Source organism: Richelia intracellularis HH01 (genome assembly GCF_000350105.1).
In the GTDB taxonomy this organism is placed as follows: domain Bacteria; phylum Cyanobacteriota; class Cyanobacteriia; order Cyanobacteriales; family Nostocaceae; genus Richelia; species Richelia intracellularis.
Genome location: NZ_CAIY01000028.1, coordinates 13210 through 27975 on the forward strand (window position 1 = coordinate 13210; position 14766 = coordinate 27975).

The 14766-nt window shown below is 34.0% G+C and carries 9 protein-coding genes; 3 read left to right on the top strand and 6 right to left on the bottom strand.

Annotated features, from left to right (window positions below; translation table 11 throughout):
• Window positions 1-924 precede the first annotated feature (924 nt).
• The 3 genes from RINTHH_RS03095 (at window position 925) to RINTHH_RS03105 (ending at window position 5544) form a co-directional block, all read left to right on the top strand.
• The gene (locus RINTHH_RS03095; protein WP_008232765.1) at window positions 925-2418 is read left to right on the top strand and encodes a TM0106 family RecB-like putative nuclease; all 1494 of its coding nucleotides are present in this window, start codon (window positions 925-927) and stop codon (window positions 2416-2418) included.
• An 85-nt stretch (window positions 2419-2503) separates the two neighbouring features.
• On the top strand, window positions 2504-3652 hold the full coding sequence (locus tag RINTHH_RS03100) for an esterase-like activity of phytase family protein (protein WP_008232766.1): 1149 nt from the start codon (window positions 2504-2506) through the stop codon (window positions 3650-3652).
• Window positions 3653-3972: 320 nt separating this feature from the next.
• On the top strand, window positions 3973-5544 hold the full coding sequence (locus RINTHH_RS03105; protein ID WP_044304481.1) for a serine/threonine protein kinase: 1572 nt from the start codon (window positions 3973-3975) through the stop codon (window positions 5542-5544).
• A 767-nt stretch (window positions 5545-6311) separates the two neighbouring features.
• Here RINTHH_RS03105 and RINTHH_RS03110 read toward each other — a convergent pair.
• From RINTHH_RS03110 to RINTHH_RS03135, 6 genes are all read right to left on the bottom strand, one after another.
• Window positions 6312-7880 (bottom strand): YcjF family protein, encoded by a 1569-nt coding sequence (locus RINTHH_RS03110; protein WP_008232769.1) that lies wholly within the window; start codon window positions 7878-7880, stop codon window positions 6312-6314.
• Between the two features lie 617 nt (window positions 7881-8497).
• On the bottom strand, window positions 8498-8692 hold the full coding sequence (locus tag RINTHH_RS03115; RefSeq protein ID WP_044304485.1) for an NblA/ycf18 family protein: 195 nt from the start codon (window positions 8690-8692) through the stop codon (window positions 8498-8500).
• Window positions 8693-9307: 615 nt separating this feature from the next.
• Window positions 9308-10036, bottom strand: coding sequence for a Stp1/IreP family PP2C-type Ser/Thr phosphatase (locus RINTHH_RS03120; protein WP_008232772.1), 729 nt, complete (start codon window positions 10034-10036; stop codon window positions 9308-9310).
• An 18-nt stretch (window positions 10037-10054) separates the two neighbouring features.
• The gene (locus tag RINTHH_RS03125; RefSeq protein ID WP_008232774.1) at window positions 10055-11740 is read right to left on the bottom strand and encodes an ABC1 kinase family protein; all 1686 of its coding nucleotides are present in this window, start codon (window positions 11738-11740) and stop codon (window positions 10055-10057) included.
• Window positions 11741-12006: 266 nt separating this feature from the next.
• Window positions 12007-12318, bottom strand: coding sequence for a DUF6825 family protein (locus RINTHH_RS03130; RefSeq protein WP_008232776.1), 312 nt, complete (start codon window positions 12316-12318; stop codon window positions 12007-12009).
• 1527 nt (window positions 12319-13845) lie between these two features.
• Complete coding sequence (locus RINTHH_RS03135; RefSeq protein WP_008232779.1) at window positions 13846-14631, bottom strand: hypothetical protein; 786 nt, start codon at window positions 14629-14631, stop codon at window positions 13846-13848.
• Window positions 14632-14766 lie beyond the last annotated feature (135 nt).

Here is a 14766-nt window from a genome sequence, read left to right on the forward strand (position 1 = left end):
CTTTTACTATCTTGAACTTGGACTTTCTTCAGGTAAGCTATGTTAGGGTTTATGATTACTTATATCTGAATCGTTTATAACCTTTACCTTCTTATTGTCCTGATGCAGAAATTGGTTACTAAAGGCACATTCCACATTTTAGTTCATAAATAAGAGCGGAGAAATATCCGATTCCAAATACAAGTGGCAAATCATATTACTTGTATCGAATATAACTATTAGAAATTTGACAATCAAAATAAGTTTTTATACCAATATATTTTTAAGTGGAAAGCTTATAAAAATCATAGATAGAACTGAAGATTCTCGAACAGCTAAGAAGCAAAACAACACCAGTGTAACAACAAAAAATAATTCTGTTTCAAACATAATAGTCAAGAGTAAAGATTCCAAGAGAATGCCATATAGCTATAAAGATAAGTTACTTCCCGGAGTATACTTTTCCTATGTGAAAATAATAGTGCATGACAGACAACCCTAGTGAAGAGAAATTAATTACCTAGTGGCAATTTTACATAAGTAAATTTATATATTATTACAAATTTACTTATGTAAAATTGCTAGTCTGATTTTTTGGTGATAAATATCTAAGATATTCATAGACCTTGATGATTATTGTACAAACTAAGTTAAATGAGACTTTTGTATTAAAATCACCCAATGAGCTAGATTTTCAAATGGGTACAAGTGTATTCTAAGATTTCATAATCGGGATTACTCTAAAACATTTTTTAAATTCATAGAGTTGTCTTGTCTAAATTTCTATATCAGAATAATCGTAAGCTCATAGTCTATGAAAGTTTTCGAGAAATCAGGATATTTTGAAAAAGATTCAGGTTTTCTTTCTCCTCCATTACAATATTTAGCTCTATTTGTCTTAAATTTTCCCAAGCAAGAATGTAAATTTATTTTTAACTTAAAGGAATGCTTATTAATGCTGAACTGCTGCTACAATACCAACGTTGTAAGCGCCGGCCTTTTTTAGATATCCATAGCAAAAAAAACTGGGTAAGCCCTAGGAATGATTTACTTTACAAGTTGCAACAAGATAAGGCTACTCATCAAAAGAGTGTATTATCCAAGTTTGACTACAAATATCCACAATACCCCCGAAAGAATTTGTATTTAGCTCATAAGGCAACTGTGGAGTTAATGCATCAGGGGGTGGAATATATTCATAAGGGAGTTATAACAACAAACTATACCTCGAATTCTACCCTGATCAGCCATCCTCATCTCTTAATTAAACAACCTGGTAAATCCCAATTTGGCAGCTGGTACTACGCCCCAGCTAGTATTGAGTTGGGCAGGCGCCCCAAACAAGAATACCAAGTGGCAGTTGCTTTTCATGCTTATATTTTGATGAAGCTACAGGAATCGGAAGTTGATTCTGGGTGGTTAATACTAAGAGGTAAGGAAGGTTACTACCCAGTAGACCTAGGAAAGTGGACCCCTCAAATGGAGGCAATTTTAGTCGAGTTTATTAACTCTCTTCAACAAGATGATGCACCAGAAATGTTTATTTCTAGACAGAGGTGTAATTTTTGCCATTGGTATAGTGATTGTTATGCGATCGCGAAATCTCAACAGCATTTGTCATTGTTGCCTGGAATTACTCCACCCCGTTATACACAACTCCAGGAATTAAGCATCACCACACTACAAACCCTTGCTGATGCAAATCCCAATGTCTTGGGAAATCTAGTTGGTTTTGACTATCAAGCAGCAACAAAGCTAATAGTGCAAGCCCAATCAACTATTAAATGTCGTCCAACACTTTTATCATTCAATCACGACAAGCTAAATAAGCTCAAGTTTTACCATACTATAGAGCTTTACTTTGATATTGAAGCACAGCCAGACTTAAATTTAAATTACCTCCTAGGTGTTTTAGTTGTTGATAAACAGAATCACACCGAAAAATTTTATTCTTTTTTTGCTGAAACACCAGAAGATGAGGAATCAGTGTGGCAGAATTTCTTAGACTTAGTTTGGCAATATCCACAAGCGCCAATTTACCACTTTTGTGTGTACGAATGTGATACTATTAAGCGCCTAAGTAAGACTTATAAAACACCCCAAGAAGACATATACCCAGTTTTAAATAGATTGGTAGATATATATGAATATCTAATTCAAAACGTCACATTACCTGTGGAAAGTTACGCATTAAAAGCAGTTGCTCGTTGGTTAGGATTTAAATGGCATAATCCAGAAGCAAGTGGGGCCAAGTGTATTTACTGGTATGATGAGTGGTTAAAAACAGGAAACCGTACATTGATAAAGACAATCCAACTCTATAATGAAGATGATTGTAGAGCAACTTATAGCGTTAAAGAGTGGTTATTCAAGTTTTTTCAGGAGCAATCTCCTGATTTTCCATCTTCTTTACAAATTATTCCATCAGAGCACTCCTAAGTAGGTATAAAGAGACCCTCTGTCTTTCCGCTATTTTCAAATATAGATTTACTATGCTAATTTGCGCTATCAGTAATAGCTATCTATGAAAATAATCAGAAGCACTAAGTGCATACCAAAATTTATTTATTTTTTGATTTCGATTATAGTAACTTGTACTTTATTAATTAGAATATTAGCAGTTTGTATACCTATATCTGCTGCGGAAGCGGATAGTATTAGATTTATAGGGAGTGCAACATTACCCACAGGCTTAGGCTTCAAGGGAACTGAATTGGGGGGATTATCAGGAATTACTTATGATGCGAATAACGACCTTTACTATGCTATATCAGATGACCGTAGCGAGAAATATCCGGCTCGTTTCTATACCTTAAAAATTGATCTTTCCCAGGGTCATCTCGTAGACAAAGGTGTTAGACCAGTTGGAGTAACTACACTTTTAAATATTAAAGGCCAAAGCTTTTACAAGCGTACAATTGATGCGGAAGGTATTGCCCTTACTAAAAATGAAAACATATATATTTCTTCAGAAGGAAATGTTGAACAGTCAATTCAACCCTTCATTAAAAAATTTTCCCTTGCGTCTGGCAATGAAATAAACTCGCTACCGATCCCAAACAAATTTTTAGTTAGCAGTAATAGGAAACAAGGTGTTCGTAATAACCTTGCCTTTGAAAGCTTAACTATTACTCCCAACCAAAAATACTTATTCACAGCTAGTGAAAATGCTCTTATTCTAGATGGTACAAAAGCCAAGCCAGGAGTTAGTACTCCTTGTCGAATTCTACAATATAACCTAATTAACCAACAGCCAGAGAAAGAATTTCTGTATCAAACTGAACCAGTAAAATCAATACTAAATATATCCCATCTTTTTACCAGTGGATTGTCAGATTTATTAGCTATTAGTGATAGTGGAGATTTTCTTAGTATAGAACGCTCTCTAATAGGATTAGGCTTTTCCGTTAGAATCTACAAATTTTCCTTGGAGGGAGCCACCGATATTAGTAATGTTTATAGCCTCTTAAAATCAAGCTCCCAAATAATAAAGCCTGTAAAAAAAGAATTGTTACTCGATTTAAGAAAACTCAATATACCTCTAGACAATATTGAGGGTTTAACTTTAGGTCCTAATTTATCTAAAGGAGATAGAACATTAATTCTCATTAGTGATAATAATTTTCAAACCATACAAAAAACTCAAATCTTAGCCTTTAGATTGAGAGTATAACTACTTATACTTCAATAATTACTAAGTTTATGTTAAATTATCTAGTCTCTACATAAGTAAGTGTATATACTAGTTTAACCTAGTATTAATAGTAATATCTTTATATTCAGTTACGTGTAATCTCTCATACATATGTATAAATAAATGTGTTACACAGGGTCTGCAAACTAAGTTATGTTTGCGGACCATTTTTCATTTTTTGTAAAAAATATAGATAGGTTATTGTTGTGATTGTTACCAAAAAATAATCTCTAATTACTAAACATAAATTCTAATTGCTAGTCATGAAGATTTTAAAAACTAGTATTCATAAAACTATAATGCAAGAGAATGAATCAGACAATTATGTTGGAACTGTTTTAAATAACCGCTACTTAATTAGAGATTTAATTGGCAAAGGTGGCATGGGTAAAGTCTACATTGCTGAAGATGTAGCTAAAGGTGGAATGCCAGTAGCAGTCAAGGTCCTATACATGAGCATATTTAATCAACAAATATCACAGCGTTTTGCCAGGGAAATTTTTATAGGTTCTCAACTGGGACGCAAGAGCCAACATATTGTGCGTTTATTGAGTTATGGCATTACTGAAGAATATATCCCCTTTTATGTAATGGAGTATCTTCAGGGCAAAAATTTAAAACAAATGCTGAAGAATAAACCTTTAACGATTAAACAATTTTTAGATATATGCATCCAAATCTGTTTAGGCTTAGAATGTGCCCATAAAGGAGTAAAGCTTAAAGGAAAAATTATCCCAATTATCCACAGAGATATTAAACCAGAAAATATATTTTTTTCTGAAGATGGTAAGTTTGGTTCTACTGTCAAAATTCTTGATTTTGGTATTGCTAAATTTATGACAGAACGTACTGGGATTAAATTATCTGAATCTTTTATAGGCAGTTTACCTTATTGTTCACCAGAATATATGGAAGGGCGTAAAGTATTAGACGGACGTTCTGATATTTATAGTTTGGGTATAATTATGTTTGAGATGTTAACTGGCAAACATCCTTTTTCGCCGGGAGTACAATCTTTTGAAAATTGGTATCAGGTACATCACTTTCAAATACCCCCTGATATTAAGGAAATTAATCCTGATGTCAAAGTTCCTGAGGAGCTGAAGAATTTAATCAAGCATTGCTTATCAAAAGAAGTAGATTTTCGTCCTCAAAATGTTACTAGTATTTTAAATACATTAAATGAAATTAAGCAGACTATTAATATACCTACGGAAAGTATATTAGCGAAGCAACAAGAATCAGTGAAATTAATTTCAGCAGTTTCATTAACTGCAAAAGAATGCTGGCATCAGACATGGCCAGATAGTAAACCAAAAGGAGTCATTGCTTTCCCTTGTCTTCTAAATACTCAACAAGGTTTATTTCCAACTTTCTGGGCAATGTTACCTCGTAAGGAAATTACTACTTTCCTTAATACTACTTCAACACTTACAGAGTTTATATCTAAGATGAATATATATCCTATGATTTTATGGGGCATTATTCTCTATAAGGAAGACTCTACATTTCATCGTTGCTTATCTTATTACCTGGACTTAAATACAAATAGTAATAAGATTGATAGGATTATTCATAAGTTATCAGAAATTGGCTATTATCACCTATTACTATTTTCATTGGAAGAGCCTCAGGAATGCTCCCATGTCATTACTATACATTTAAATATAAATCAACGGAAAGAGCTATTATTCTACTTAGAAAATAGGCATACATATAATGTATTAATGTCAAAAGAGCAGGTGAAAACTAAGTTAAAATCTCAGTATGAGCAATTGCGGGTTAGGTTAATTAATAACATCATTAACAGGAACAAGAGTAAAAAGAATAAACTTCAAAATATCATATCTTTAATTAAATCTAAGATATGATATTTTTCAATATGAAACCGAGTATTATGTATTTAAATTATTGTAGATCAGACAAAAATTATTGGTCTGTAATTATCAGATTAGTGAGAAGTATATTGGAGCTTTAATTGAAACTTGGATAGTTTTATATTTTCTTGCCACTAATCCTTTTTAATACTGCTACTCTCAGGTGATATCTTCTCATTTTTGCTATAACCTCAGCAGTACTATATATTATAATCCTTGTAAGATTATCAATTAAACTACTATCAAATTTATTACCAATATAAATGAAGGCAATAATCTTATTTAATAAGAACTCACAGAATGGTTAGTATCTCTTTTATGTAAGGCCTCCATTTATGAGTTCCTAGCTTCTTCAAAACCTCAGCTTTATGAAGGAAGCACAAATCTTCAAAGCAATTAGATTGCTAGTTAAGAGCTTTTATTTATAGTAGATTTATAATAGTTTGAATATTCAATAGCCATGACTATAAATTATTTTCTATAACCCTCTATTATTAAAGTTTGAAACATCTATTGATATCTTTATAAACCCCTATTAGCCATCATATAACTAAGATCAATTGCGGAGTAAATAACTATCCATTTTTTTTAAATCCTATCCCCTTAGCAGAGTAATTTATAGATAAAGAATTAACCATTTACTTCAATAGTAAATCAAAAAATAGAATGGTTTTATTAATAATAGAATTTAACATCTTAATGCGAATTATATCTTACGTGATTATAAAAACTTACTTATAGTATTAACATGTATATAACTTTCATTTTCTATTTGTTTTTATTGATGTGGAAGAGTGAATATCTTCTAATGTTACTTCGGATTGATTATCCATTATTGGTTTAACAACCTGTAAAATTGCCTCCTGAATAAATGCTTGAATGAATTCATTCCGATGATTGAGTTGAAACTGATGTTGAACCATTTCTACCATACCCCCATCACCCCAATCTTGATCATTGCGGAAATATTCAATAAAACTTTTACCAGCTATTCTAGTTAAATAGGCAGTTGTTGTCCCTTGAATTGCCCTCCCAACAATTAAGGTACTAGCATTGATTTGCAAGGCTGTAGTAAGGAGTTGCAGTGCTCCCTTAACAATCCCCAAACTGGTAATAGTTTTTGTTAGGGATAAGGCTAGTTCTTTACCCCTTTCCATATTTAATTCACAACCATAAATTCTGCCGATTTCAACTACCATCTGTGCATTTACTGCTGCAGTTGCAAGCAAATCCACCATAGGCAAAGGGGTGACTGCAACTACTCCTGCACTAATCCATTGGAAACGTCCGACTATTTTTTCTGCTTCGCGAAAACGCTGCAAGTCAATTAGTTTTCTAACCTCCTCGCCCAATTTTAGAGATTGCAACAAAATATTATCAGCAACTAAATTTTCTCCCTCTGCCCTTAAAATCTCTGCCATAAGCCGCAATAATGGCAGAATATCTGCCTCTGATTGAAATACTTCCCCATTGTCCAACTCTACTACTTGGGGACTAGCCGCTATCGCCACTACATTATTAGCGGGAATTAGATCATTTACCCGTTGCCTTAGACTTTTTAAAATGGCTTTTTGATCCTCATACGTATACAAATCAGTTTTGTTAAAAACTAAAATCAAACGTTTACCAATAGAGGCTAATGTTTGCAGAGGTTTATATTCAGAGTAGCGTAAATCATTATCTACCACAAACAACAATAAATCTGCTTCTGTAGCTAGTTTCCTTGCAAGCTGTTCCCTTTCAGTTCCCACTACTCCTACTTCCATAATTCCGGGGGTATCTATAATCAAAATCTTTCTTTCTAGACCCTTTAATTGCAAACGATATATTCCTCCAACTACAGTAGTCCCCATTGGGGCATTAACTTTACCCACCATTTTTCCCATAACTGCATTTACTAAGGAAGTTTTTCCTGCACTTCCTGTACCAAATACAACCACTTGAATCTCACCTTGTACCAAATTGGCTTCAATTTCTTGGGATTTACTAAGTATTGCTTGGCGGGTAATCTCATCTTGAATTTCGCATAACTCCTGACGTAAAGCTTTTAGATTCAAAGAAGCTGCTTCTGATTTTCCTGCAGGTATTTTAATTTGTTTACGAGCACGATGGAAAGGTAAATCACCTCTATTTAGCCTTAAAAGATAGTATACAAAGACTATTATTAAACCCCCAATTAGAATGATTAATAAAAATAGCAATAAGTTTCCCAATAAGGGAGAATAGGATAATTGCCAGTGTAGCCGGGATAGAGAATCAATTAGCCATAGACTTAACCCTATGATTAAGATTAGACCAAAGATAAGGGTAGAGAAACGCAACAGAGTCATTGAAACAAACACAAATTTAAAGTGAGTCGATTGTTTTGTATCTTAGAACCTTAGTAAATGGCAAAGTATGACGGAACTTGATTTTGAAGATTTTATTTTTTTATATTTTGTCTATCTAAATTACAATTGAGGTGGTTAGCATTTTATTTATTTTAAGTTGTCAGTAACATTATTCAAATTACTTAGCTACTTTTGCTATTCAAATAGTACACTCATTTGAGTGTAGCTATTTCAAGGTGTTTCGCACTCAATTTAATTGATATTATTATTTGTCCCATAAAATGCTAACTACCTACACTAGGAATTTTTGAAAATAAAGTAGTACAAGTAATTCAAAATTCCACTTTAACTGTATTGGATTTTATAAAAATGCTTGATTTGCCTATTTGAATGGTTATATATATAAATGACTTCAGATGAAGCAAATTTTTGGCAGCAACTCAGAATAACACTGCAATAATATTTACATTATACTTGGTGGTAATCATATGAACAAGGTTAATTAATATCTGTGATTTACTACCCTAGTAGTCTTGTACCCTTTTTTTCTTAGGGATACGATAGAAGAAGATATAGTTACCTGTCAAATGGAATGGTGAAGCCTATATGGGATTTGTTTATACCAAAGTAGAACCAGGGTCTAGACCCCATTCGTGTCTTAGAAGTTCTTGGTAAGTTGCTTCTCTAATAAGCATCTGTTCATAGAGCTTGATCAGGAAGTCTTTTGCTTGTTCATGACTCATTTGCTGTACTTGAACGGCAAATGAACTGATGCTAAATTGTTGCTCAAGGGAGAGTTTGGTATTACTCATGGAATCAACTCCAAAAACAATAAAATATTTGGATGTAATTTAGTTGAAGTTATAGTTTGCGTTTCCAGGAAAGTGAAGCTAAAACCCTAGTATTAGCTTCCTAAGACTATAGACAATGGTTCTGTAAATTAATTATCTTGGACATTTCATGTGGGGACCATTTTAATCCAGACTCAACTAATGTTATCTCCGCACAACTGGAGTCTGATATTGGGAGCCATTAATAATCAATAAAAACTACAGAGCTTTAGCAAAGAAGTATATTGGCTAACCCTGAGAATATGAAATATTTTAATAACCTCTGATGAATAACATATACTCCACTTAAATATAAATAAATAGGGAGCTAAAATATTTTTATCAACTTGCATATAGGAAAAAAGCTCAGGCTGAACAAAATACTAATTACCCCAAACACAATGCTAAGTATGCCTGTGTTTCCCTTAAACAATTATACTTAGGTTTAGGAAAAAATACCATTATAGATAAATAAATCCATGTGGCGTTTAGTAATTCTAAGGTTTTTGCGACTAGGCTATAAATATCTTTTGGGAAAAGAATTCTTATAAAAAATCATGTAGTATGGTGTGATGAGCAACCCCACACACCACCAAGTTATTCCTCAAAATTGATAATAACCACTGTAATATTATCTCGACCACCTTCCTTTTTTGCCCCATCAACTAGAAACATAGCAGCTTTTTCTAATAAAGAGTTTTCCCTAAGACAAGCAGCTATTTCCTCATCTACTAGTTCCTCTGTCAAGCCATCACTGCATAATAAGAGATAATCGCTCTTTTCTATCTCTAAGGGTTGGATATCTATTTCCATCAAGTCTTCTCTACCTAAGCAGCGGGATAACACATGCCGGAAAGGATGAGTCCGTGCTTCCTCAGGAGAAATATCACCCATTTTTAGAGCACGTGCGACCCAAGTATGGTCTTGAGTAATTTGCTGTAATTGTTTGTCTCGAAAGCGGTAAAGTCGGGAATCTCCCACATAGGCAAGGTAGGGAGATTCTCCCTCACGTATCATGAATACAACTACAGTTGTACCCATATCAGCACACTCCGGGTGCTTCCTCTGGCCTTCGAGGATAGATTCATTAGCCTGAAAACAGGCTTCTTGGAGTAATTCCTGTCCAGATCTTAAAGAATACCAATTGTTAAGCAAATATTGTCGAATTTCTCTGGTTGCAATCTGGCTAGCTTCTTCCCCTCCTGCATGTCCTCCCATACCATCAGCTATGATGAAAAATCGACCTTCTGGATCAGTATGGTAAGAGTCTTGGTTGCTTGAACGAACTAGTCCCGGATCGCTCAAACCAGTAAAACTAATTTTCATAAATTGATTTCAAAATGATTAATACATACGGTCGTAACGATCTAAGCGCAAAAGTAGCCTAATGAGCAACCATGATACAGTTGCGGCAATCAAAACGGCAAATATCGCTAACCATATATAATCTTCGAGCAGCAAAATCGTGGCAGAAAGAGTGAAACCACTGATAATTACCGAGTAAGTCATGCTGAGTTGAACATTACTTTGACGGCGTAGTAAACGTTCCGTTTCAATGGAACGGAATCGCAAACGTACATCTCCTTTTTCTAAACGTTCAAGTGTATCCTCTAATCTTCTTGGTAATCCCAAGGCTGTGTTGCTGACTTGTACAGCCTGGCGACTTAATTCATTGAGAAAAGTGTTTCCCTGTGAATCATTCATATTTGTCATAAGCTGAATTGCATAGGGTTGGGCAACTTCCATAAAGTTAAATTCGGGATCTAAACCCTTTCCTACACCCTCTAAAGTTGAGAAGGCACGCATCACAAAAGTAAAGGTTGCAGGAAACCTAAAAGGCTTATCATAGGCGATTTCATATAAATCGTCACTAATGGCTCTTATAGAATGGGCTTCAAAGGGTTCATCCATGAAGTTATCCAACATGTATTGTATAGAACGTCGTACTGGTCCCATATCTTCCACTGGGGCCAAAGCACCTAGATTGATTAGAGAAGTGACTACACGCTCACTATTTTTTTGGGCAATACCAAATAAAGTTTCCATTAATCCTTCCCTGACATTGGATTTAATTTGCCCCATCATGCCAAAGTCATAAAATATCAATGCTCCTTCAGGACTAACAGCGATGTTACCGGGATGTGGATCAGCATGGAAAAAACCATTATTTAATAATTGTTGCAGATAAGCTTGAGCACCTAGACGTGCTAGCACCTTGCGATCCAAACCAGCTGCTTCCAAAGCTGCATACTGGCTGATTTTAATCCCAGGCACATATTCTAAAGTCAACACCTTAGAAGAAGTATAACGCCAATAAACCCGGGGAACTTTAACCCAATCTTCATCACGAAAATTACGGCGAAAAGTATCTGCATTTCGCCCTTCTTTGAGATAGTCAATTTCTTCCCAAAGAATACGGCAACACTCCTCATAAATCCCAAGCCAATCCCGACCCTTGCCCCATGCTGGATGTTTTTGGAAATAATATGTAATACCCTTGAGAATTTGTAAATCAATTTCAAATAGCCTTTTTAAGCCGGGACGTTGCACCTTAACAACTACAGTTTCTCCTGTATGTAAAACTGCTTTGTGTACTTGTCCCAAGCTGGCAGCAGCTAAGGGAACTGGTTCAAAGTTGCGAAATACTTGGTTAATTGTCCGATCCAGTTCTTGCTCAACAATTGCTTCTGCCTGTTCATAACCAAACGCTGGAACTCTATCTTGGAGTTTACTTAATTCTTCCACATACTCACCGGCAAAGATATCAGCACGTGTGGAAAATAATTGCCCAACCTTAATAAAGGTTGGACCTAATTCTAGTAGTTTATTACGAATCCAAATTGCTTGTTCTTTACGTCTGGCAGTATAGTTGGCTTCTGTTATTCCACCAGAATAACTCCATGATTTTTTGTTTAACCATAGTTTGAATATTAAGATCAAAACAAATGACCAAATGTCTACAAAGCGCCGTTTACCAGAGTAATTTTCACGATTCCAACGGTATGCCTTGTCCGTATAACCATTTTCCATATGTGTTGCTTACCGCTGGTGATTGAATGAGCTGCTAGGAAGGAAAAACACGCTATTTCAAATTACCGAAAATAGTACTGTGCAATAGTCCCCAGGAAGTATTGTCACAAGGTAATTGCCAGACAAGAACCAGTAGAGTAGATCATCCTGTTGACTGATTTGATGAAGCCAAGATTTGGATAGATTACACCGAACAAACTCACTTCCTGAGACAATGCTAAATGCACAGTAAGAATGAGTACCCTGCCATCTTTTCCTATTTAAATTTAACTACGGTAATTTTGTAGTTCTGTTCTTAAAAGAGCAATTTCTGCTCTTAGCTCATCAATTGTGGTTTGCACATCAGGGGTTTCTAAATCTGATTGGGTTGTTAGGCCAGCATTAGCAATATCACTATTAGCTGAACAATTAGCCCGTTCCATAACATCTTCAGCAAAACGGTTGAATTGCTCTTTTAACTCGGCATCCAATTTGCCTATTTCGCTCAAGGTATCAGTGACAGCATGTTCTAGACGTTCATTAATAACCTCAGCCACTGCTCTGCCAACTAAAAATGCTTGTACTAGAGAGTTACCCATAAATTTTTGTTACTTTAAGCTGCAAAAAAATTATAACTTGACCTCCTACTTTAAAGTTGTTGGGAAATAAACAGCAGTCCAGGCCTAAGTTATATAACTTATTTGTCTGTGAGACTTATCCCATGCTAGCAAAATTAAGTATTAAGTGTTCTGTTCATCAAAGTCCTAACTTCGGCCACACCTAATCAAAAATATTCTGTTTTACCTAGTTCACAAATTTCAAGCCCACCTATTCTGAGACCAGAATATTAACCAAATATTTTTTAGAATCAAAAAAACAAATTAATAATACTGTATAAGTTTATTTTGAATAACCCCGAACTTCAAAATTGTAATAACAGTCATCTTTTTTACCTGATTATATAAAACTCAGTTATATTCATGTAACATGCCTGCAAGACAATAATAAATATAAATTTGGCTCGTAGACATGTAGTTTTATCATCCAAAATTGATGGTTGTATTGGCAATAACCAAAGCTTTTTTACTCTTATAAAAGAAGAATTTTATATTTTATATAAAAATAAGTTAAATATATAAATATTAATTAAATTCTGAGATATTTTTATCATGACAGATATTTTTACTAAAAAAGAAAATTTAATTGATTGAGATAATAACTTTGATAACTAATCTTTTAAACCATTGATTTTATTTATGAATATCATTGAGAATACATTTTTTTGATATCGTAGCCAGTACACAATCTACAGTAGACAGATGAACTTTCCAAATACTAGTTTTTATTCTTAGGCTCAATTCAGTATAAAAATAACTTGTACTAGTTTTACAAGTACTACAGGGAGTTAAATAAGCTACAAATCAATGAATTTAAATAGTCAATCTTAACAATAAATACAGATAATTTAATTAGAATACATTACCAACAGACTAAGTATTATCAAACAATCTGTGGATATTTTTTCAAAAATATAAAATACTAAATAATGGAGTTATTTTCATAAGAAGAATAATTTTATTCTAAATTAATTTGGTTATTAATAGCTCTTCATTAATTATATTAATTAGGTGAAAATTAAACATACTTATTATCCCCAGATATAATGAATCTATAAGTAACTATTGGTTATAGGTAAATTGCTAATATATTAGCTAGTCTAATTTTAGACAGATTGCCCATAATCCTATTCTAAATTACCTGATAGTGAAGTTGCTAGATTTATCATTTAATACTATTAATTAACCATTAAATGTTGGAATTCTTTATGAGCTAACTATCGATATCAAAATTCAAGTACATATCTTATTTGTTAGTATAATTTTTACAAGTGTAAATAAAATCAAATATAAATTCCATCTAATTAAAAATTATCTTAAAATATTAACTGCAATGACCGGAAATAATATATAGCATATCTTGCATACTAAATTAATATCTTGTTTGTCTACTTAATAACCGAGCAAACTCATAAAGTAATCATAAAAAAATAAGAAGAAGGTTCAATAACAAATTTTACGCAACTGCTCCCATATTTTGGGGATATAAAAATTTGGTATAGTATCCTATTAATTCTTTTCCCTTTCCTTATCGGGTTCCAATTTTTGTAAATGGCCATGCAAAGTTGTCAGAGTTTCTGCTAATTGACTAAGGCCGTTTTCCAAAGATTGCTTTCGACCTAATAGTTGACGTAATTTCTGATAACGAGCAAGTGCCATACTTACGCTAGGCACTTGCTCTGTAGGACAGGGACGAGACCAAACTTTCCCTGCAGAATCTAAGGCACATAAACGGTAGCACGTACGGGATAGCTGATAAGAAATTTTTTCTTGATCAGCACAAATTTCCTCTACATAGTTCATTAACCGCTCTACTTCCCCATGACGTAATGTTGCCATTCCCTGGGTTTCTGATTCCCTTTTATATGATTCCAACCAACCATTAACAATTGGCCCCTCCAAATAAATGTCCTGTATTTGTCGAACAATTATTTGGAGTTCTTCTTGCCATTGGGCAATATCCGTCTGAATTTCTCTTAATAAATTTATTGCCAAAGCCGGATTTACCCCATAGTGATAATTCTTAAAACTAGGATGTTTAAATTTGAGACGATTAGAAAATTCTCTTTCCCGAGCTCGCGCTGGGAATGTCTGTACGGAAATATGCTTAACAAAAAAATCTGAATCAGCCCCTTCCTCTTCCTTTGATGATGAAGGGGCTGATGTTTCCGGTAATTGTGTCTTGACGCTAATCCGGAATGATAGAGGCCGTCTTGGATGATTGCCAGTTTTGGATGCAGAGACACGTTCTAAATCATATAAAGTTGCCTCAATACGTTTTAAGCTTACTTTCATAAAAATATACCCACAGTTTGCACGACCTGATGGTGTTTAATAATGCGCTAATGACTACAGGATGAATGATGCAAGATTGCAAGATTATAGATGCCATAGGTACTTGTCATAATAGGGGGTAAAACCCCTCTATGT